Raw genomic sequence first — 21,356 nt, 5'->3', positions numbered from 1 at the left:
TTTTACTAATTTAGTACTTCAATATACAAAGAAGATCTCCACTTAAAAATTAATTGTCACATTGAGCAAAAAATCAGCCTTGAACGAATCTGCAGGAAACAAGCCCTCTTCTGAAGTCAATCCCAACGTGGCAAAGAACATCCGGAATTTCCGAAAAAAAGAACTTAAGGTGGATGAGCTTTACAATCAGATCATCAATGGCGATAAATCGGCCTTGAGTAGGGGGATCACTTTGGTTGAAAATAACAATCCGAAGCAGCAGGAAAAGTCAGCTGAGTTGTTGGAAAAATGCCTGCCACATGCCAACCGTTCTATAAGAATAGGGATCACCGGAGTTCCCGGGGTGGGAAAAAGTACTTTTATTGAAGCTTTTGGAGGCTACCTGGCAGATAAAGGAAAGAAAGTAGCTGTGTTAGCCGTAGATCCCACCAGTACAGTTTCCCGCGGAAGTATCCTGGGAGATAAGACCAGAATGGAAACTTTGGTAAACCACAAAAATGCCTTTATTCGACCTTCACCATCGGGCGACTCCCTGGGTGGCGTTGCACGAAAGACCCGAGAAAGCATCATTCTTTGTGAGGCTGCCGGCTTTGACACCTTGCTGATAGAAACCGTAGGGGTTGGACAAAGTGAAACCACGGTGCACAGCATGACCGACTTCTTCCTGCTTCTAAAACTGGCCGGTGCCGGCGATGAACTGCAGGGAATCAAAAGAGGGATTATGGAAATGGCCGACGCTATTGTGATCAACAAGGCAGATGCTGAGAATAAACGTCCTGCTGAAAGAGCCAGATCAGAATTCCGAAGGGCTCTGCATCTATATCCCGAAAAGGAGAATGGCTGGAAGCCTCAGGTGCTTTTATGCAGCGCTTTGCACAGGGAAGGTATCGAAGAAGTTTGGGAGCTCATCAGCTCTTTCGAGGAAAAGGTTAAGAAAAATGGCTTTTTTGAGCACAATAGACAGGAACAGAATAAATTCTGGCTATTGCAAACCATCAATGAAGCTTTGAAAAACAGGTTTTACCAGCATCCTGAGATAAAGGAACTGCTTCCGAAGCAATTAAAGGCTATAGAACGTAATGAAACTACACCTTTTGAGGCAGCTGCTCTTCTTCTGGAAAAATACAGGAACTTATAGAAAATTCTCCTTATACCACTTTATCTGATGCTTCAGGCCTTCCCGCAGAGTGGTCTGGGGTTCATATCCCAGCAATTTTTTCGCTTTTGTAATATCGGCCAGGGTACGGGATTGGTCGCCGGCGCGCTTAGGAACCACTTCCAGCCGCACTCGTTTGCCTAACAATTCCTCAACCAGCTCAATACCTTCGCCGGTCTTGTTCTCATCATCTGCCCCAAGATTAATGATCTCCCCATTCAACTTCTCGTGCTGCTCAATGGCTTTAAAAATGCCATCCACAATATCCCCTACATAAGTAAAACTCCGCAGGTGGTTCTCACTGCCTTCATAAATAGGAAATGCTTCGTCCTTAAAAGCACAGGCGATGAGCTTAGTATAAAGCTTTTCCGGTCTTTCCCGTGGTCCGTAAACCGAATATAATCGCAATGAGGAGGCCTTTAATTTGTCTCCCCTGCTTTCTGCCAGTACCAGTTGTTCTCCCGCCAGTTTAGAAACCCCATACCAGGAAGCAGGTTTGGGCGCTACTGTTTCCGGGAAAGTTGCCTCCAGACCATAGATCGAAGAGGTTCCTATATTAAAAAAGTGTTTTAAAGATTTATTTTTGTGTGCGAATTCCAATAGATTTTGGGTTGCAATGACATTGTTGCCAAAGTATTCCTCGAAAGTACTGGAAGCGGAGATCCCCGGCTGAGCGGCGAAATGTACTATGAAGTCAAAATCTTTTGAAAGTTTTGAATATTCTTCGGAATTACGAAGGTCCATTCTGATAATTTCCACTCCTTTTTCGTGAATTGCCTTCGCATTCAACTCTTTTAGGGAAACGTCATAATAATCGGAAAAATTGTCTGCTCCGGTCACCGTATATCCTTCCTGCTGAAGGCGTTCTGCTGCATGAGAACCAATAAATCCGGCAGCGCCGGTCACGAGTACTTTCATGTGAAATATTTTCTTTCCGAAGCAATTTCCGGAGTGATTGGTATAAGTGCAAATTAACAAGCTTTTTCCTTAAAAACCGCTCAAAAGCCTTTTGAAGGAAATATAGGTGTACAATTATTAATACATTTGCACGGCATACCAAACTTTAAATGGACTACCAATTTACGATTATAGTTCCCCTTTACAATGAAGAAGAGAACCTTCTTCGCGTGGAAAAGGAACTGGGAAATTACCTCCAAAAAGCACCCGTTAGATCCTGTGTTCTCTTTGTCAATGACGGCTCTACCGATAACAGCCTGCAGCTGGTAGAAGAAATTTCTGCCCGCAACAAAGATTTTAAATTCATTTCTTTTCAGGAAAACCGCGGACTAAGTGCTGCCATTAAAGCAGGTTTTGATTACGCTGAAACTCCGTTAATAGGTTATATTGATTCTGATCTGCAGACAGATCCTGAGGATTTTGACCTTCTCCTTGAGCATATTGGGGAATATGATCTGGTCACCGGACTAAGGGCGAACAGAAAAGACTCTTTTAAGAAAAATATGTCCTCTTTGATCGCCAACGGCATCAGGCGCAGTTTTACGCATGATGGCATGGATGACACCGGCTGTCCTTTAAAGGTCATCAAAGCCGATTATGCCAAACGCATACCGATGTTTAAAGGCTTACACCGGTTTTTACCGGCTATGATCCTATTGCAAAAGGGAAAGATCAAACAGGTGCCGGTGCGGCATTACCCGCGAATAGCCGGAAAAGCAAAATTTCACCTGCTTAACAGGCTGGTAGGCCCATTTGTGGATTGTTTCGCTTATTTATGGATGAAGAGCAACTACATAAACTACACTGTGAACAGGAAAAATGAGTAGCTGGTATGTATATGCCATAGGATTTACTGCCCAACTGCTGTTCTCTGCTCGGTTGGTCATGCAGTGGATCGCTTCTGAAAAAGAAAAAAAAGTTCTCACTCCGACTAACTTTTGGAAAGTTTCTCTTTTCGCCTCTTTTCTGCTTTTCGTCTATGGATACCTGCGGGATGACTTTTCCATAATGCTTGGTCAGGCCCTCACCTATTTCATTTATATCAGGAATATTCAGTTACAGGGTGAGTGGAAGAAACTGTCAAAAGGCCTAAGAGTGTTCGTGTATGTGTTCCCGGTCCTTCTATTTATCTATTCCTATAACAACAATACATACGATATACAGAAGCTTCTTTTTAACGAAGCTATCCCCCTCTGGCTAGTGTACCTTGGTTCCGGAGCCCAGGTGATTTTCACCTTCCGGTTTATTTACCAATGGATCTATTCTGAAAAGATGCAGGAATCCATTCTTCCGCTTGGCTTCTGGATCCTTAGTTTAACGGGGGCGTCACTCATTCTCATCTATGCCGTGATAAGAAGAGATCCCGTACTCCTTATTGGTCACCTCATGGGAAGTATCATCTACCTGAGAAATATTATTCTAAGCAGAAAAGAATATGCCTGAAAACTTCAAAAATTACCTCCTTCCACTCCTGGGAGTGGGAGTGCTTATTTTTTTCGCCCACCTGGACACCATTTACGTGAACATCATGGAGGCGCGCAATTTCATTACTGCCCGGGAAATGGCCCAGCACCACAACTGGCTACTTACTACCCTTAATGACCAACCCCGGTATGAAAAGCCACCTCTGCCAACCTGGCTCACCGCCCTAAGCGGACTTATCTTTGGCTTCAAAAGTCTTTTTGCCATGAGATTGCCGGCAGCACTTGTTACGCTTTTGCTGTTGTACTTTTTCTACCAGTTTATCCCGAAATTACAGGTGAGCAAAAAACAGGCTTTTTTGGCCGGCCTCATCCTCGCTTCCTCTTTTTATATCATCTTCATGGGACGAAACGGGCAGTGGGATATTTTCACCCATTCGTTTATGATGATCGCGATCTTTTACATGTGGGAGTTCTTCACCGGTTCAAAACAGCTCTGGAAAAATGCATTTTTGGCTGCCCTGTTCCTGGGCTTTTCAATCTTGAGCAAAGGTCCGGTTTCGCTATACGCTCTGTTGCTGCCATTCCTTATTTCCTACGGAATAGTTTACAAATATCAGGACCTGAAGCAAAAGTGGCTTCCGCTGTCATTCCTCATTCTGCTGGCCTTGACAATCGGAAGCTGGTGGTTCATCTATGTACGCCTGGCAGATCCGGTTTCCTTTATGGAGATCACTTCCCGTGAAGCCACCCGGTGGACCAATTATAATGTGCGGCCGTTCTATTACTATTGGAGCTTTTTCACCCAAAGCGGGATCTGGACCATTCCTGCTTTTGTCGCTTTGCTATATCCGTACCTCAAGAAAAGGGTAAGCAATAAGAAAGCATATCTTTTTTCCCTTTTTTGGACCCTGGGAGCCGTGGTGCTGCTTTCTGTTATTCCTGAAAAAAAATCGAGATACCTGTTACCGGTCCTTATCCCAATGGCTCTAAATACGAGTTTCTATATTGAATATCTCTTCAGAAAATTCCGGGAATTGCCGGCAAAGGAAAAGTGGGTGGTCTATTTCAACCACGGGCTTATTGCCCTGATAGGAATTGCTTTTCCGGTGGCCGCTTTGTTCGTTCTGCGCCTTGAAGGCTATTGGTTCTGGTATATCGCCACTTCAGTTTTTCTGTTTGGAACCGGTGTTGCAATTATTTTCTATCTGAAAAAGCAGGAATATCCAAAAGTATTCTACCTCACCGTCGCCTTTATCTGCGGAATAATTGTCTTTGGATTTCCTCTTTCAAATGCCTTTTTGCAAAACCCGGACTTCAACAATATCGCCGAACTTCGGAAAAAAGCGGAAGCAGAAGAACTGCCGGTGTATGAATATGGAAATGAAACCCCCGAAATGATCTGGGAATATGGTAAACCCATTCCGCAGATTGACAGAGAAGCACCGCAACTACCTACCGAAGCTAAATTCGGACTTCTGATAAATGAAAAAGACAGCAGTTTTGTAAAACAGCTGCAGCAGCAATATCAAATTCTTTCCACGGAAAGATATGATCTCAACTACGTGCATCCGGAAAAATCAGGTTATAAAGACCGGTTGATCAGGAAGTTTTATGTGCTGGAGAAGAGGGATTAGAAAAGTACTTTTTCAGAAGGTATTTTTGCAACTTATAGAAGAGCCAACCAAGGAGGATTCCAATTATCCATCCGGTTAGTATGTCCCCGGGATAATGAACCCCCACATAAATCCGGCTGTAGGAAACCAGTAAAGCCCAACCTACAAGGACAAAAAAGATTCCGCGCCAGAACGGTCGCAAGATCAATCCCATAAATACGGCCAAAGCTGCAGAACTGGCCGCATGAGCAGAAAAATATCCGTAGCGTCCACATCGCACGGCCACAAATCGAGCGTATTCCATCACGCCTTCCTGTCTGCAAGGTCGTGGCCTTTCAAACCCGTGCTTGAACAGGTTCGCAAGTTGATCTGTAAAGGTGATAAGCACCGCCACAAGCAGGAGGGTCAAAAAGGTCTTTTTGAGACCAATGCTTCGGTACAGGAGGTACAAGAGCAGTGCATAGAACGGAATAGAACTTATTTTATCTGTGACCAAATTCCAGAAAGAATCCCAGTTGGAATTTCCCAGGTTATTCAAAAACAGAAAAAGCTCCTGATCTATTTGTACCAGCTGCTCCATTCCAGACTACTCTTCGTAACGGCTAATTTCCCGATCGTAAAATTCGGTAGCCTGCTGAATAAGGCCTTCAGCTTCAGAAGCCAGTTCCTTTTCATCGGAAGCATCAAAATCTTCCAGCCACTCCACCTCATCATTCTCAAGATTGAGGATGAACCGTGGAAATTCGGTGTGAACTATAAAAATTGCATCGGGATAATCTGTGTTATCGCCCAAGAGAAATTTAGGAAACTCCATCTACTCGTAAAGATTGATATTAGTAATTGACGGCTTCGACTTCCGCAGAAACCAGTAATTTTTTACTCAAATAATTGAATCGAAGATACAACATTAATGCAGAAGCAGATAATCCTGCCAGTAATCCAAACCAGATACCCATGCTCCCCAGTGCCTCTTCTTTACCCAGGTAAAAAGATACCGGAAAACCGATGATCCAATAGGCCACAAAACAAATGAGGGTAGGAAATTTTACATCCTGCAGTCCGCGTAAGGCTCCGAGAATTACAACCTGTAATCCGTCACTAAGTTGGAATAGGGCTGCAACTATGAGCAGTTGGGCGGCCAGCAATATGACTTCCACATCATCTATATACAAGGTGGGAAGCCAGTTCTTGAGAAGAATGAAGGCTACCGCAAAAACAGCTTCGATCAAAAAGACAAGTAAAAAGGTAGAAAAAGCGATACGGCGCAGGTCATAAAAATTAGCTTTTCCTTTTTGATTTCCCACTCTAATAGTAGCCGTCACTCCTAATCCCACAGCCACCATAAAGGTCATAGATGCCAGGTTCAGCGCGATCTGGTTTGCTGCCTGCGGATTGGTACCCAAAGTCCCGGCCAGGAATACTGTCGCCGTAAAAATGGCTACCTCGAACAGCATCTGCAAAGCGGTTGGAAAGCCCAGTGAAAAAAGCCTTTTGAAGATATCAATTCTAAGCAGTTCTTTTCTGGACCAGATAAAGTACTGCCTGAACTTCTTCTTTCGCCGCAGGATCTCCCACACGAACCACAGCATAAAAAACCGCGAGATCAAAGTGCCAATAGCTGCTCCTTCAAGTTCCAGTCTCGGAAAGATCCAGATCCCGTAAATGAGCAAATAATTGAATACTACGTTTACCACGTTAGCAATAAGGGTGGCATACATAGCGTATTTGGTTTGAGACAAGCCATCAGCAAACTGTTTGTAGGCCTGGAAGATCATTAACGGGATCATAGAGAAAGCGACGATCTCGAGGTATGGTATAGCCAGTTCCACTACTTCGGGCGGCTGATCCAGATGGTATAGGATCGGTTTCGCTAATAACAGCAATAAAAAAAGAAAGATACCATTGATCCCACACATGATGACCCCATGGTGAAAATAGCTTTTTCCGGTCTCAATATCTCCGGCACCATCTGCTTCAGCAATAAGCGGAGTGATGGCAAAAGAAAATCCGATTCCCAGGGAAAGGGCAATAAAGACCAGACTATTTCCTAGAGAAACGGCTGCCAAAGGTGCTGCTCCCAACTGGCCCACCATAATATTATCGGCCAGGCCCACCATCACATGCCCCAGTTGCCCGAGCATTACGGGATAGGCAATATGAAGGTTCTTACTAAATTCTTTGGTATAGGCCGTTAGTTGCACCCTTTCGTGTTTTAAGGCTGCAAAGATAAAAAGTTTAAGGGCCGGCGGGAATTAATTCCGGTTTTCTTTGTGAGCTTTATTTTAGAATGTCGGGCTGATTTTGAATAGAATCAAAACCATATTTATCTACCAGATATACCAGGGAAGCCATAGTTGCCGCTCCCAATTCAAGCTCTCTTTTATTCACCGCTTCAAAAGTATCTGTAGCAGCATGGTGATAATCAAAATACCGCTGTGAATCCGGACGAAGACCTGCCAGGACTGTATTTCCACCTTTTAGAGGACCAATATCGGCACCGCTGCCACCAAGCTCAAAATAGTGGATAAGGTATGGCTTGAAAAGAGGCTCCCAACTCTGTACTTTTTGGAACTGCTGTGGGGAAGCATCAAAAGAAAATCCGCGAGGGGTAAATCCGCCCGAATCACTTTCCAATGCGAATACATGGTTTTCATTTTTAGCTGTAGCCACCTCAGCGTATTTTTTACCACCACGAAGTCCGTTCTCCTCGTTCATAAACAGTACTACACGAATGGTCTTTTTAGGAGTGATCCCGCTTTCCTTAAACAAACGAAGGACTTCCATAGATTGTACTACACCTGCCCCATCATCGTGAGATCCATCTCCGAGATCCCAGGAATCCAGGTGCCCACCTACTACAATAATTTCTTCAGGATTTTCACTACCTGTGATCTCTCCTATCACATTGTAAGACTCTACATCGGGATAGTTCTTACAGTTCATTTTATAATAGAAAGAAAGGTCTTTATTGAGTTTTAGCATACTGCTGAGATAATCGGCATCCTGGGTACTGATGGCTGCTGCCGGAATTCTTTTCTCGTCAGGGAGTTCTCCATAACTCATTGAACCGGTATGAGGATATTTATCGATCTTATGGCTCATAGACCGCACGATCACCCCAGCTGCGCCGTACTTGGCAGCCTCTGCAGCTCCCGAGTATCGTTGATCCACACAACCTCCATAGGCTTCAAAAGTATGTATGACATCAGGTTGCATTGGCCGGTTGTAAAACACGATCTTTCCTGCAAGTTTTTCTTTCCCCAGCGAGGCGAGTTCTTCAAGCCCGTGTACTTCAACCACCTCGGCGCGAAGTCCTGTTTCAGGCGTCGCAACCGAACCTCCCAAAGCTGTAATGTTAACTGGGGTGGTAGTTCCTTCGGCAACCTGCACATAAGCATACTCCTGTACTCCTCTGGTCCACTTCGGAACCATTACCGGCTGTAACCATACCTTGTCCAGGCCGAGCTTCTCCAACTCCGCTTTGGTATATTTTACTGCCCTTTCAGCATTTACTGATCCTGAAAGCCTTCCTCCGATGTTATTAGATAAATGATCAAGCCACTCATAACTTTTTCCGTTTAAAAGTGACTGCTCGTATAACTTCCGAAGCATTAGGGAATCTTCACTAACGGAATTATTCTGTGCAAAACCTGCAAGAGTGAAAGTAAAGATCAGTAATAGGGTGTTCAATTTTTTCATGGTATCCAGTGATTTGGAAAAACAAAAATAAAAAACCATTCCAAAAAGCTTCTGATTTTCAACTATTTTTAAAAAGCTGTGACAGAGGCCTTTTACTTCGCGACAATTAGAGTGCTGTTTTCTCTCCAACTGCCGGCATTTTTTTATCTTTCGGAAAAATTCAAAGACCTTGAACAAGCAGGAAATAATCAATAACGTATCCATTCTCCTCCAGGAAATTCCCACTTCCATGGAGATCGTTAAAGATGACGCTAATAGGGAAAAACGCTTTAACTATCTGGCTAAGTATATGGTGGAAAAAGCCATTGAAAAAGATGCCCTTATTGTTTCTGAAGACGGTAAAGGTATTGCCATACTTTTCCGCACGAACAGCAAAGACAAAAACTTCTGGAAAGATCTTGTTCAGGATATTAAGCTGGCCATCAACGTGACCGGCATCAAAAAAGGTCTTAAAGCCATGAAAGTGCAAGAGTATGTAAAAGCGCAACGGCCAAAAGAAGGAGACTATCTCTATTGCTGGTTCTGGGGGATCATAAGTGATGCCCGTGGCAGCGATGATGCCAAAACGGCTTATCACATGAAAAACCGTTTTATGGAGATCTCACAGGCACTGCAGTTGCCAATCTATGCCGAAACACGAATAAGACGCATCAGTATTGCCTACCAGCGCTATGGGTTTGAGATGTTCAATGAGTGGGATCACCCGAGCGGAGATAAAATGTACTTCCTCAGATATTTTCCGCCACCAAAAGAGAACTAAGATTTATTTACTGGCAAAAAGACGCACATCCTCTTCGGTCACTTCCTGGCCACCCAGAATGATAAGTCTTTCCACCACATTTCTCAATTCCCTGATGTTTCCGGTCCAGTTGTACTCCTGAAGCAGCTTCAAAGCATCATCTGAAAAGGTCTTTTTATTGACCCCTTGTTCAGTAGTGATCTTGTCTGCAAAGAAATTTACCAGTAATGGAATATCCTCCCTTCGATCATTCAAAGATGGCACCTGGATGAGAATTACGGCCAGCCTGTGATAAAGGTCTTCCCGGAATTTCTTCTCCTCGATCTCTTTTTTGAGATCCTTGTTGGTCGCGGCTATTACCCGCACATCAACTTTAATATCCTTATCACTTCCTACGCGGGAGATCTTATTCTCCTGCAGTGCTCGCAGCACTTTTGCCTGGGCAGAGAGGCTCATATCTCCCACCTCATCCAGAAAAATGGTGCCTCCGTTAGCAGCTTCGAATTTTCCGGCCCTGTCTTTATTAGCCGACGTGAATGCTCCTTTGACATGGCCAAAAAGTTCACTTTCTATCAATTCAGAAGGGATTGCCGCGCAGTTTACTTCTATCATAGGTCCAGAAGACCGGTCGCTTTTTTGGTGCAACCAGTGGGCTACAAGCTCTTTTCCGGTTCCATTTGGCCCGGTGATAAGTACTCGCGCATCTGTAGGTGCTACTTTTTCAATTATATCTTTGATTCGGCTGATCTCTTCTGACTCACCGATCATTTCAAAATTCTTGCTGACCTTTTTCTTCAACCGCGTGTTCTCTACCACAAGTTCTTTACGGTCCAGCGCGTTGCGGACGGTATTCAATAACCTGTTGAGATCCGGGGGTTTAGAAATGTAATCAAAAGCACCCATTCTCATGGTATTCACTGCAGTGTCAAGGTCACCGTGACCCGAGATCATCACGATAGGGATCTCCGGTTTTAGTTTTTTCACCGCTTCCAGCACCTCCACTCCATCCATCTTCGGCATTTTGATATCGCACAGGACCAGGTCGTATTCCTGTTCTCTTATCTTTTCTATACCTTCCAAACCATCTGCAGCCTCTTCAACTTCGTAGGAATTGTTTTCTTCGGTAAGGATCTTAATTAATACCCTTCTAATGGCAGCTTCGTCTTCGATCAATAAAATCTTTGGCATGCTTCTTTACTTTTTTCTTTTTAAAATCTGTGAGATAAACCTTCTGAAGTTCGTACTTGATGGCATAGCTGTAATATACAAAATGTTCAGAATTTAAACTGAATGTTGGCAGGCATCATTTCCTCTTTACTTCGGAAAAATTCTCCCTCATTATTCCTGATCCAGATCCTCCATTCCACCTCCCCTGAAGAAGTGAACATCTCTCTGTGGGAACGGAATTGTAATTCCGTTCTCTCTGAATTTCTGATCTATCTTATATCTCACCTGGCTTTTGATCTTTGGATCCACAAAACTGTCAGTAACAAAAAAGTTGATGGAAAAGATAAGCGCAGAATCTCCGAAGTCTTCAAAAAGGACAAATGGCGCAGGTTTTTTGGTGATCCCTGCCTGCTCCTTCACACTATCCAGTAGCAACTCTTTTACTTTTTCAGTATCACTGCCGTAGGCCACTCCCACTCTAACCAGCTCCCTTGTGGTACGGTGATTTTGAGTGAAGTTGAGAATGATCTCACTGGTAAATTTATGGTTTGGAATGATCATTACTTTATCATCTCGGGTCAAAAGTCTGGTAGTACGCAGTTTGATGTCAATGACCCGGCCCACCCGGCCTTCCATTTCAACGATGTCACCAACAAGCAGCGATTTATCGACTATAATGAACAGCCCTCCAATTATATCCTGAAAAAGTTCCTGCAAGGCAAACCCCAATCCAACAAATAAGGCTGCGGAAGCGGTTAGAAGGATGGTAATGTCGATCCCTGCAGAACTCAGCACCGCGATGATCACCACCACATACACCAGATACCTGATGAACTTAAAGACACTTATGAATTTAAGCTTATCAGATTCTGCCAGCTTTCTGGTAAAGAAAATCCTTACCCATCGCATTACGATGTTGGTAAGCAGGAAAGCGACGATGATCAGCAAGACCAGTCCCACTGTAATGCGCACCTGGTCTTCGCCTTTTCCAAAGGGAACAAGGGTATAGTCAAGAAAATCCAGAATGGTTCCCCAGATATCTTCCTGTATAACCTCTTTAACCTGATCTACCCCGCGTTGCTGCATTCTTAATATTTAAGCCAGTTATATAACTCCTTGTAACCCGGTTTCTTCCCGTACATGAGGATTCCAACCCTGTAGATCTTTGCCGCTATCCATACCACCCCGGCAATAGATAGTATTAACAGACCAATAGAGATAGCCAGTTCCCACCAGGCCACTCCAAAAGGGATCCGCATTAGCATCACAATAGGTGAAGTAAGCGGGATCATCGAAAAAACAGTCGATACCACCCCGTGCGGATTTTCAATAACAGCGAAAAAGCCCACATAGATCCCAAGCATCAACGGCAGGATCACCGGCAGCATGAATTGTTGGGTATCAGTCTCATTATCTACAGCCGCGCCAATAGCCGCATAAATCGAACTGTATAGAAAATAGCCTCCAATAAAATAAACTAAAAAACTAATAAGCAAAGTCAACATTGGCAAGCGGGCAATATCCATTACCAGCTGCTGCAGGTCATTGTCTGAAAGCTGTTCCATTGCCTGCTGCTGCGGACTATGGGCTGCCGCGATATCTACTCCGGCAATGCTCGATACAACCGTTAACATTACTCCTCCCAAGATAACCCAGATAAAGAACTGGGTGATCCCGGCAAAAGAAGTTCCCAGGATCTTACCCAACATAAGATGTATGGGTTTTACCGAAGAGATTATAATCTCAATGATCCTATTGGTCTTTTCTTCTATTACACTCCGCATTACCATATTCCCATAGATGATTATGAACATCATCAACAGATAGCCGGCGGCACCACCAAAGAACATCTTGACGTAATTTGACATTTTTGAAGTGCGTTCTCCCGAGAAATTCTGGATTTGAATATCAACCCGCGCTTCAGATTGTTCAATCAGGTCGACATCTATTCCCCTTTGTTGCAGCTGGCGGTTGGTGAGTTTATCACTGATGGTTTTTTCCATTTCTGTAAGAAAACCAAAGGCCGGGGCTTCCTGTGCGAAAAATTGTATTTCGGGGGAAGAATTTTCGGGTATCTTCGGAATGTGAAGAAGTCCGTAGTATTCTTTATCCTTTACCACCGCTTTTGCTTCTTCAAGGGAAAGATCAGAAAGGTCTATAAAATCTATTTCATCTGAATCGGAAAATTCCGAAGAAAAGAGTTCACTTTCATCCATGATCCCTACTATCCTTTGCTCCTCACTATTCAGACTGGCCAGGTACGCGATCAGTACGATCATCCCAACCAAAATTAGTGGACTCAAAAAGGTCATTACAATAAAGGTCTTATTCCGAACCCTCGCCAGGTATTCCCTTTTTATGATGAGCTTTAGATTACGCATTCGTAGTAACTGTTTTAATGAAAATATCGTTTACTGAAGGGATCACTTCCACAAAATGATTAACCTGTGCCCGTGTAGTAAGATATACCAAAAGGTCGTTTGGAGATGCAGAATCAGAGATCTGTATCTTCAATTTAAGGTCGTTATTGATACTTTTAAATTCGGTTTCAGAGATCTTGAATTTCGCATCGAGTTCCTTCCGGAGACTTACCAGGTCTGGAGCTTCGAGTCCAACCTCAAAGGTGTTTGATTTGTACTGTCTCTTTATGGAAGTCACTTCGCCATCGAGTAATTTGTGACCTTTGTGGATCAATGCCATATAGTCACACAGCTCCTCCACACTCTCCATACGATGAGTTGAAAATAATATGGTAGCTCCCTCATCCCGTAGTTGAAGGATCTCATCTTTAATAAGGTTAGCGTTCACTGGATCAAAACCACTAAAGGGTTCATCAAAAATTAACAGTTTTGGCCGGTGCAAAACCGTTACTACGAACTGTACTTTCTGAGCCATTCCCTTTGACAGTTCCTGGATCTTTTTATTCCACCAATCCTCTATTCCCAGTTTTTCAAACCAGTATTTCAACCTCGCCTTTGCCTCACTTTTGGAAAGCCCTTTCAACTGAGCCAGATAAAGGGCCTGCTCCCCCACTTTCATTGACTTATAAAGCCCACGTTCCTCAGGAAGGTATCCTATATGCTGAATATCGGTCGGTCGCAGTGGGTGCCCGTCCAGGAGGATCTCCCCCGAACTTGGTAGGGTTATCTGATTAATGATCCTGATAAATGTAGTCTTCCCGGCACCATTCGGACCTAAGATCCCAAAAATGCTACTTCGGGGGATCTCGAGAGAAATATCATTGAGTGCAGTAAAATCGCCGTAATTCTTGGAAATGTTTTTTGCGATCAGGAGATTATCCATAAGGAAACTTTGATGTAAAGATATCGAAATGCCTAAAAGTCAATTTGGAGATTAGGAAGATTTTAATACTTCTACGAAAAACACCAATTTCGACATAAGGCTATTCTAAAAATAAAACCCATCCTTAATCGCTTAAGGATGGGAAAAAAATTGCTATGAAAAAGAAAAATTGTCACTAATTAAGATTAGTGATGTTCAAATATATGTAAAAAAATTTAACATTCTTACATTATGTGAACATATCTTTAACTTTTTCAAAAAATGATTTATCACTCTTTTCAGGCTTTGGCTGGAAATGTTCGTCGTTTGCCATTCGCTCAAAGAACTCTCTTTGTTCTTTGCTCAGAGTCTTTGGAGTCCAAACATTTACATGAACCAGCAAGTCTCCTTTGCCATAACCGTTGATGCTTGGAATACCTTTTCCGCGAAGGCGCAGGATCTTTCCAGATTGCACTCCTTCCTCTATTTTAATGCGAACCTTTCCGGTGACGGTATCAATTTCTCGTGAGGTACCCAGGGTAGCTTCAGAAAAACTGATATACAGATCATAGTGCAGGTTATCTCCCTCCCGCTGAAGTGCTTCATGTTCTTTCTCTTCAATAGCTACCAGCAGGTCTCCCGGCATTCCGTTACCCGGGGCTTCATTACCTTTCCCGGAAACCTTCAACTGCATTCCTTCCACCACTCCGGCAGGGATCTTAATTGAAACGGTTTCTTCTCTAACTACTAATCCCTGTGCATCTGCATCTGCCGGTTTATGATCAATGATCTGACCACTTCCGCCGCAAGAGGTACATGGAGAAGCAGTTTGCATTCTACCAAGAATAGTATTGGTGACACGGGTCACCTGACCGCTACCATGACAGGTAGGACAGGTTTTATAAGTAGTTCCCTGAGCCTGGACCTTACGTTTTACTTTTATCTTCTTCTCAACTCCGTTGGCAATTTCTTCAAGAGTAAGGGAAACCCGTATCCTCAGGTTGCTTCCCTTCATTCTTCGCTGGCCACCGCCGCCAAAGCCACCAAATCCGGAGAATCCTCCACCGCCGCCAAAGGCGCCGCCGAAGATATCGCCGAATTGGCTGAAAATATCATCCATATTCATTCCGCCACCTCCACCGAAGCCGCCATTTTCGAAGGCCTGGTGTCCAAAACGATCATATCTAGCGCGCTTATCTTCGTTACTTAGAACTTCATAAGCTTCGGCCGCTTTCTTGAACATTTCTTCGGCCTTCGCATCTCCCGGATTCTTGTCCGGGTGAAATTCAATAGCTTTTTTGCGGTAAGCTTTCTTGATCTCGGCTGTGGTAGCGTTCTTGCTAATCCCTAATATTTCGTAATAATCCTGTTTCATTATAACTTGCTGTTCTTGGTTTTGGGGTCAAAAATTTATTTTCCGGTTACCACTTTTGGATACCGGATAATTCTATCACCCAGTTTATAGCCTTTCTCTACTACGTCAACAATCTTGCCTTTTAATTTATCTGAAGGGGCAGGAATTTGAGTAATAGCTTCATGAAGGTCGGCATCAAAGGCGTCACCCTCTTTGACTTCCATTAATTCCAGGCCTTTGGAACGCAAAGTTTCCCTGAACTTATTATAGATAAGTTCCACACCTTTTAAAAGGTTTTTGTCTTTAGCCTTGGCAATTTCATTAAGGGCTCTGTCAAAATCATCAAGTACAGGAAGCATGGAAACCATCACGTCCTGGCTGGCAGTTTTGAACATCTCAACGCGCTCTTTACTGGTGCGTCTCTTGTAGTTCTCAAACTCTGCGAAAAGCCGCAGGAATTTATCTTTCTCCTTTTCAAGATCAGCCTTTAGCTGCTCTTTTTCAGATTCAGAAGTTTCGGTTTCCTGCTGTTCTTCTTTGGAATCCGCTTCTTCTATAGCCTCGTCAAGTATTTCTTCCACCTGATCTTTGATGCTCTCCTCTTCGGATATATTTTCTTCGTTACGTTCTTTTTCGCTCATTTTTCAGTAAATATTTTATTCCGTCAATCAATAGACAAAAGTGCTGCCAATAAATGTAAAATGTCAAAATGTCACCAGATTTTTTTATGCTTCTATTAAGAGATTTACGGGGCCCTAAGTTCTAATTTTGCACTTTAATTAAAAATAAATAGTACAGATGAAGAAAACCGTCCTAAACTTTTTACTTATTGCCGGTGTGGCAGCTGGAAGTATTTCCTGCAAGAACGACAAACAAAACCAGGTAAAAGCAAACGAAGCCCAGGAGGCTGAAGTTATTTCTCCAGAGGCTATGACCTTTGAGATTGACACTGCGGCATCTGTGATCCAATGGAGAGGAACAAAGCCGACCGGAGAACACCTTGGCACCATTGATATTCAAAATGGCCAGATAAAAGCTACTGCCAATGAACTGGTAGGAGGAAGAGTAGTGATCAATATGAATTCCATTACAGTGACAGACGAGGGAATGGATGAAAAAGGCAAAAGAAATCTTGAGAACCACTTGAAAGGCACAGTAGAAGGTAAGGAAACTGACTTTTTTAATGTTAATAAATATCCCGAAGCTTTCTTTGAAATTACCGGAATGTCTGAACAGGAAGGAAAAAGAATGCTAGAAGGAAACCTGACAATCAAAGATGAGTCTAAGCACATTATGTTTCCAGTTACCACGACTATTGGGAAGGAAGAGCTGACCTTAAAAAGCGAAACGTTTTCAATTGACAGAACAGACTGGGGAATCAATTACAGATCAAACTCTGTATTTCCTGATCTTGGCGATAAGTTCATCAGTGATAACATGGAATTGACCATAGAGGTGAAAGCAAAAAGAACGGAACTTACCGAACTTTAATTACCACCTTCTTCACATAAAACCGGCTTACGAGCCGGTTTTTTCATTTCGAATAGAGAGCAGTGCTTTTTCAAGGTTGACGTAGTGAAAATCGAAACCGGCATCTTCAATTTTTTTACTGCTCACCAATTGACTACTCAAAACCAGGCTTGACATTTCACCCATCGCCGTCTTTAGAATAAATCCCGGCACTTTAGGCAACCAAACGTTTTTATCCATGACCTTTGCCAATTGTTCCGTAAGATCTTTATTGGTCACAGGGTTTGGAGCAACCCCATTATAGACTCCTTCCAGCCCCTGCTCCAAAATAAAGAGAAAGATTCGGGCGAGATCTTCAATATGTATCCAGGATTGCCACTGCTTTCCACTGCCTAAAGGCGCTCCAAGATTGTATTTTACCGGCCGCTCGATCTGAGGAAGCGCACCCCCGGATTCCGATAGGACAAGCCCAATTCGCACTTTAGCTACCAGTACGTCCGGCTCCTTCAGTTCATCGGCCGCTTCTTCCCATTTTTCAGATACCATCCCTAAAAAGCTGTCATCGACTGCTTTTTCATCTTCATAATGCATTTTGGTAAATGAACTTGGATAAATACCAACAGCACTTGCCGAGACGATCTGCCCCACTTTATGGTCCTGCTCTTTCAGCAGTTTTTTTAGAGTATGTAAAGAATCGATCCTGCTGTTAAGAATCTTTTCTTTATTTTTTTTGGTCCATGGTTGAAAAACGTTGGCACCAGCGAGGTTAATAATAGCACCAACCCCCTCGATACAAGAGGGATCTATTTCCCCTTTTTTCGGATTCCAGTAGAACCCCTGGTAATTCTCTTTTTTTTGGATTTTATTTTTACTGTGAGTAAGATAATTTACAGCAAGGCCTTTATCATGGCATAATTCGGTGATCTTACTCCCAATGAGACCGGTAGCCCCGGTGATCAATACCCGCATATTTTTATTTTCAAATTATGAATTTTATAAAAAGGTATAGTCATCCTTTAGCTAAGGTTTAACAGGAATAAACAAAAGCTTAGGATTTGGTAGCCCGTAACATTTCTCTTTTCCCGGGAGGTCCGGGCAAACGTTCCACTTTAAAGCCAACAGCCTGCATTGCTCTTCTTACACTTCCTTTGGCAGAATAGGTTACCAACACTCCACCCGGCTTAAGAGCTGCGAACATGGAGGCAAAGATCTCTTCGGTCCAAAGATCAGGCTGCACCCTCGGCCCAAAGGCATCAAAGTAGATAAGATCAACTGCTTCGGAATACTTAAGTTCTTTGAAGAATTTCTGTTCTTTCTTCAGTTGGAAGAAATCGGAAACTTCGTGTTTTTCTTCCCACGGAATGGCATGGAGCACGTCAAAAACTTCGGAAGCATTCTCTTCATGAAAAGAGGCAGCATAATCCAGTTTTTCCAATTCTTCGGAAGCTACAGGATAAGCTTCGATCCCAGTATAATTAACAGAAATTTTCCCTTTTTTGGCTTCCATGTAAGTGATGAGTGCATTTAATCCTGTGCCAAATCCAATTTCAAGAATAGAGATCTCCTCCACCGCAATCTTTTCCAGAAAATGATAAAATCCGGTCTTGATAAAAACATGAAGCGCCTCTTGTAAGGCACCGTGTTTGGAATGGTAATGTTCATTCCATTCCGGCAGGTAAATAGTAGCCGAGCCATCGGCAGTCTTTATGATTTCTCTTTTCAAACTATTTAATAATTTTTACCCCTTCAGCTTCAAAGGAGAGGGTCTTTTGCGGACTATTTATTTTATTGATCTCATCGGCTGACTTCCCGGCGTCTTCAGCATAATGACGCTGCTCTTCAACAGAGAGCTCGCTAACGTATGCCATGCCCTTGACAATGACAGTCTTATTCTGAATATCCTTAGGAACGAAAAAGGAATAATCCTTAAATTTCACCATCACTTCTTCGCCGTTCTCAAGGTTTAACTTCATCCAGCAGCCCTTGTTCTGGCAAACTTCATTTACCTCCCCCATAAAAGTGATATTCAGGGAGTCACCGGGCTTCAACGTCCTGTATTTTTCCTGCATTTGATAGGCAGAAAGAATGTTTTGCGCAGAAAACTCTTCACCTGCCAGGATGTAATTGCCTTTTTCTGCTGCTTTGGAAGTAATTTTCTCTTGAGAAAAACCGCTGTAGCAATTCAGAATTCCTACAAAAACTATTAGTAAAACTATCATATTCATATATTTTTAGTTAAGTATTCGCACATTTTTTATTATGATAAAATTAGGCAAACCCCGGCTTTAAATACCGCTTTTTATTCGGTAAATTTGCAAAAACTATATTTAGCATGAAAGATGGTATACCTCTCGAAATCGATGTAGTTGAGGCTTCAGCTTCAAAAATCGGTTCGGTTGATTTTGATAATCTCATATTCGGAAATATTTTTACAGACCACATGATGGTGTGTGATTATGTTAACGGGGAGTGGCAAGCTCCAAGTATTCAACCTTATGGTCCCATTCAATTGGAGCCCTCAGCAAAAGTCTTTCATTATGGTCAGGCCATTTTTGAAGGCATGAAGGCTTTTAAAGATGATGAAGACCAGGTTTGGTTGTTCAGACCCGAAGCGAATTTTGAACGCTTCAATAGATCATCAAAGAGGTTAGCTATTCCGGAATTCCCTAAAGATATGTTCTTTGAAGGCCTTGAGACCCTCCTGAACCTTGACAGGGAATGGATCAAAAAAGGTTTCGGTAATTCACTTTATATCCGGCCATTCGTTATTGCAACAGAACCCGGAGTATCGGCTTCTCCTTCAAAAACCTATAAATTCATGATCATTTGTTCCCCGGCGAAAGCTTATTACAGTGGGGAAGTAAGAGTGGTCTTTGCTGAGAAATTCAGCCGTGCAGCTGACGGAGGTGTAGGTTACGCTAAAGCCGCAGGTAACTACGGAGCGCAATTCTATCCCACCAATCTTGCCAAAGAGGAAGGTTTCCAGCAAATAGTCTGGACCGATGCCAATACTCATGAATACCTGGAAGAAGCAGGTACAATGAATATTTTCTTCAGAGTAGGAAATAAATTGATCACAGCGCCAACCAGTGACAGGATCCTGGACGGAGTGACCCGGAAAAGTGTTATTACCCTGGCCGAAGAATTCAACATTCCTGTAGAAGTAAGACGGGTTAAAGTACAGGAGATCGTTGAGGCCGCTGAAAAAGGGGAACTGAAAGAGATTTTTGGTGCCGGAACGGCAGCTACAATAAACCCTGTAAAAGGATTCGGTCACGCAGGAAAGAAATTTGAACTTCCGGAACAGGAAGATTCATATGCCAGTTTCTTTAAATCCAAACTAATGGCGATTCAGTATAACAAAACTGAAGATAAGTTTGGATGGAGATACGCGGTTAAAGAAAGATAGTATTTTTAATTGTTTGAAGGAAAAAGTACCGGGAGACGATATACTCTATCGTGTTCCGGTTTTCCTGATGCATTTGCCCTCTCCAGTACAAGATATCCGCTCTCATCATCTGGTGCCGTAAATCTGATCTCCCCTCTAAAAGGGACAAAATCTTCGGTCATCCATTCGCCCTGTGCTTCAATATATCCCGTAGCCAAAACTTTTTGATCTTTATCGACCAATTTTATCGGGGCGTCTCCTTCAAAGAACCAGTAACCTCTGGCTTTCCCTTCTACTACTAACGGTGAGGAGACCTCAATGTTCGGCATTGGTTGTTCCACCTTAATAAGATCAGAAATTTCCCTTTTTTGGGTATTGTCCGAATTGAACTCCAGGCTTTCTAAAACAGCATTTAGGGCGTTTTTAGATTCCGAAATTACTTCTCCGGAATATTCCACTCTGTCCGGCCCCATTGGCTCACATTCCCGCATTGGTTTTTCATTTCCGGAGCTGTCAAAACATTGGGCGGAGAAATTCTTGACGGCATAATGAACGAATATACTTCCATAATCACCCCATCCCGGTGGCGGTTGATGGAACCTAAGATCAAGAGCCCAGGGCTCCCCGTTTTTCAGAAGATATACCGTGGATCTTTCGAGGTCAATATTAAAAGATAAAGGAAGATTCTTTTCCCACTCCTTAAAAGAAAGTCGCTTTCCGGAAGGAGCATCCACGCCAAAACCCTGTGGGAGAAAGGCAACGTAAGAAAGGCCGGGTTCTTCATGAATGGCATAAGGTGGCGCATTCCCTGTTTCGGGATCATAAATATTTATTACCGGCGAATCACCCGGCAATTTACCTTCGAGTACTCTGTAATCCTCTGGGAATGATATCGAAAAATGCCATTTTTCGCTGATATATTTACTCAATGAAAGGCTCTCTGCCGGTTCTTCAACAACCGGTTCTGGTGGAGATCCTGTTTTATTCTTCTCTTCATTTTTGCAGCCAATGACCAGGAAGATTAGGATCATGAAAAATGACCTTTTCATTTTTTCTTTTTAAAATAGGAAAAGGCTGCGGGAATAGCTTTTAAAACTATATTAAAAT

Annotated in this window: 22 protein-coding genes; 7 read left to right on the top strand and 15 right to left on the bottom strand. The window is 43.0% G+C overall.

Features of this window, described 5'->3' with window-relative positions:
- The first annotated feature begins 79 nt into the window (after positions 1–79).
- Positions 80–1,138 carry a methylmalonyl Co-A mutase-associated GTPase MeaB gene (gene meaB, locus ACNORC_RS14535; protein ID WP_418336396.1) on the top strand — a complete coding sequence of 353 codons (1,059 nt, stop codon included), beginning with the start codon at positions 80–82 and terminating at the stop codon, positions 1,136–1,138.
- Here meaB and ACNORC_RS14530 read toward each other — a convergent pair.
- A complete protein-coding gene (locus ACNORC_RS14530) occupies positions 1,133–2,074 on the bottom strand; it encodes an NAD-dependent epimerase/dehydratase family protein (RefSeq protein ID WP_418336395.1) in 942 nt (313 codons plus the stop codon). The genes meaB and ACNORC_RS14530 overlap by 6 nt on opposite strands.
- A gap of 149 nt (positions 2,075–2,223) precedes the next feature.
- Here ACNORC_RS14530 and ACNORC_RS14525 point away from each other — a divergent pair, with 149 nt between their 5' ends.
- The 3 genes from ACNORC_RS14525 to ACNORC_RS14515 are packed head-to-tail and all read left to right on the top strand — an operon-like array spanning position 2,224 to position 5,171.
- A complete protein-coding gene (locus ACNORC_RS14525; protein WP_418336394.1) occupies positions 2,224–2,940 on the top strand; it encodes a glycosyltransferase family 2 protein in 717 nt (238 codons plus the stop codon).
- Entirely contained in the window at positions 2,933–3,556 is a 624-nt protein-coding gene (locus tag ACNORC_RS14520; RefSeq protein WP_418336393.1) for a lipid-A-disaccharide synthase N-terminal domain-containing protein, read from the top strand. The genes ACNORC_RS14525 and ACNORC_RS14520 overlap by 8 nt, the downstream gene beginning before the upstream one ends.
- The gene (locus tag ACNORC_RS14515) at positions 3,549–5,171 is read left to right on the top strand and encodes an ArnT family glycosyltransferase (protein ID WP_418336392.1); all 1,623 of its coding nucleotides are present in this window, start codon (positions 3,549–3,551) and stop codon (positions 5,169–5,171) included. Before ACNORC_RS14520 ends, ACNORC_RS14515 begins: the two co-directional genes overlap by 8 nt.
- Here ACNORC_RS14515 and ACNORC_RS14510 read toward each other — a convergent pair.
- From ACNORC_RS14510 to ACNORC_RS14495, 4 genes are all read right to left on the bottom strand, one after another.
- A complete protein-coding gene (locus tag ACNORC_RS14510; protein ID WP_418336391.1) occupies positions 5,137–5,730 on the bottom strand; it encodes a phosphatase PAP2 family protein in 594 nt (197 codons plus the stop codon). The genes ACNORC_RS14515 and ACNORC_RS14510 overlap by 35 nt on opposite strands.
- Before the next feature lie 6 nt (positions 5,731–5,736).
- Positions 5,737–5,964 (bottom strand): DUF8828 family protein, encoded by a 228-nt coding sequence (locus ACNORC_RS14505; protein ID WP_418336390.1) that lies wholly within the window; start codon positions 5,962–5,964, stop codon positions 5,737–5,739.
- 19 nt (positions 5,965–5,983) lie between these two features.
- Complete coding sequence (locus tag ACNORC_RS14500; protein ID WP_418336389.1) at positions 5,984–7,351, bottom strand: MATE family efflux transporter; 1,368 nt, start codon at positions 7,349–7,351, stop codon at positions 5,984–5,986.
- A 76-nt stretch (positions 7,352–7,427) separates the two neighbouring features.
- Positions 7,428–8,849, bottom strand: coding sequence for a M20/M25/M40 family metallo-hydrolase (locus tag ACNORC_RS14495; RefSeq protein WP_418336388.1), 1,422 nt, complete (start codon positions 8,847–8,849; stop codon positions 7,428–7,430).
- A gap of 169 nt (positions 8,850–9,018) precedes the next feature.
- Here ACNORC_RS14495 and ACNORC_RS14490 point away from each other — a divergent pair, with 169 nt between their 5' ends.
- Positions 9,019–9,609 (top strand): hypothetical protein, encoded by a 591-nt coding sequence (locus ACNORC_RS14490; RefSeq protein ID WP_418336387.1) that lies wholly within the window; start codon positions 9,019–9,021, stop codon positions 9,607–9,609.
- 3 nt (positions 9,610–9,612) lie between these two features.
- Here the strand turns inward: ACNORC_RS14490 and ACNORC_RS14485 are convergent, their stop codons facing one another.
- From ACNORC_RS14485 to ACNORC_RS14460, 6 genes are all read right to left on the bottom strand, one after another.
- Positions 9,613–10,776 (bottom strand): sigma-54-dependent transcriptional regulator, encoded by a 1,164-nt coding sequence (locus ACNORC_RS14485; protein WP_418336386.1) that lies wholly within the window; start codon positions 10,774–10,776, stop codon positions 9,613–9,615.
- A gap of 150 nt (positions 10,777–10,926) precedes the next feature.
- The gene (locus tag ACNORC_RS14480) at positions 10,927–11,841 is read right to left on the bottom strand and encodes a mechanosensitive ion channel family protein (protein ID WP_418336385.1); all 915 of its coding nucleotides are present in this window, start codon (positions 11,839–11,841) and stop codon (positions 10,927–10,929) included.
- A gap of 2 nt (positions 11,842–11,843) precedes the next feature.
- On the bottom strand, positions 11,844–13,136 hold the full coding sequence (locus tag ACNORC_RS14475; protein ID WP_418336384.1) for an ABC transporter permease: 1,293 nt from the start codon (positions 13,134–13,136) through the stop codon (positions 11,844–11,846).
- On the bottom strand, positions 13,129–14,058 hold the full coding sequence (locus ACNORC_RS14470; RefSeq protein ID WP_418336383.1) for an ABC transporter ATP-binding protein: 930 nt from the start codon (positions 14,056–14,058) through the stop codon (positions 13,129–13,131). Before ACNORC_RS14470 ends, ACNORC_RS14475 begins: the two co-directional genes overlap by 8 nt.
- A gap of 229 nt (positions 14,059–14,287) precedes the next feature.
- Positions 14,288–15,412: a molecular chaperone DnaJ gene (dnaJ, locus tag ACNORC_RS14465; protein ID WP_418336382.1), complete on the bottom strand. Its 1,125-nt coding sequence runs from the start codon at positions 15,410–15,412 to the stop codon at positions 14,288–14,290.
- A gap of 35 nt (positions 15,413–15,447) precedes the next feature.
- Positions 15,448–16,032: a nucleotide exchange factor GrpE gene (locus ACNORC_RS14460; RefSeq protein WP_418336381.1), complete on the bottom strand. Its 585-nt coding sequence runs from the start codon at positions 16,030–16,032 to the stop codon at positions 15,448–15,450.
- Positions 16,033–16,189: 157 nt separating this feature from the next.
- Here ACNORC_RS14460 and ACNORC_RS14455 point away from each other — a divergent pair, with 157 nt between their 5' ends.
- Positions 16,190–16,882: a YceI family protein gene (locus ACNORC_RS14455; protein WP_418336380.1), complete on the top strand. Its 693-nt coding sequence runs from the start codon at positions 16,190–16,192 to the stop codon at positions 16,880–16,882.
- A 27-nt stretch (positions 16,883–16,909) separates the two neighbouring features.
- Here ACNORC_RS14455 and ACNORC_RS14450 read toward each other — a convergent pair whose 3' ends face one another.
- From ACNORC_RS14450 to ACNORC_RS14440, 3 genes are all read right to left on the bottom strand, one after another.
- The gene (locus ACNORC_RS14450) at positions 16,910–17,830 is read right to left on the bottom strand and encodes a TIGR01777 family oxidoreductase (RefSeq protein WP_418336379.1); all 921 of its coding nucleotides are present in this window, start codon (positions 17,828–17,830) and stop codon (positions 16,910–16,912) included.
- Between the two features lie 79 nt (positions 17,831–17,909).
- The gene (gene mnmC2 / locus ACNORC_RS14445; RefSeq protein WP_418336378.1) at positions 17,910–18,584 is read right to left on the bottom strand and encodes a tRNA (5-methylaminomethyl-2-thiouridine)(34)-methyltransferase MnmC2; all 675 of its coding nucleotides are present in this window, start codon (positions 18,582–18,584) and stop codon (positions 17,910–17,912) included.
- 1 nt (position 18,585) lies between these two features.
- Positions 18,586–19,080: a DUF4920 domain-containing protein gene (locus ACNORC_RS14440; RefSeq protein WP_418336377.1), complete on the bottom strand. Its 495-nt coding sequence runs from the start codon at positions 19,078–19,080 to the stop codon at positions 18,586–18,588.
- 113 nt (positions 19,081–19,193) lie between these two features.
- Between ACNORC_RS14440 and ACNORC_RS14435 the strand changes: the two genes are divergently transcribed.
- The gene (locus ACNORC_RS14435; protein WP_418336376.1) at positions 19,194–20,270 is read left to right on the top strand and encodes a branched-chain amino acid aminotransferase; all 1,077 of its coding nucleotides are present in this window, start codon (positions 19,194–19,196) and stop codon (positions 20,268–20,270) included.
- Between the two features lie 5 nt (positions 20,271–20,275).
- On the opposite strand, the gene ACNORC_RS14430 is transcribed toward ACNORC_RS14435, so the two are convergent.
- A complete protein-coding gene (locus ACNORC_RS14430; RefSeq protein ID WP_418336375.1) occupies positions 20,276–21,298 on the bottom strand; it encodes a Gmad2 immunoglobulin-like domain-containing protein in 1,023 nt (340 codons plus the stop codon).
- Between the last annotated feature and the right edge of the window lie 58 nt (positions 21,299–21,356).

The sequence above is a fragment of the Salinimicrobium soli genome (assembly GCF_048323655.1).
In the GTDB taxonomy this organism is placed as follows: Bacteria; Bacteroidota; Bacteroidia; order Flavobacteriales; family Flavobacteriaceae; genus Salinimicrobium; species Salinimicrobium soli.
This window is presented reverse-complemented; position numbering and strand designations above follow the sequence as displayed.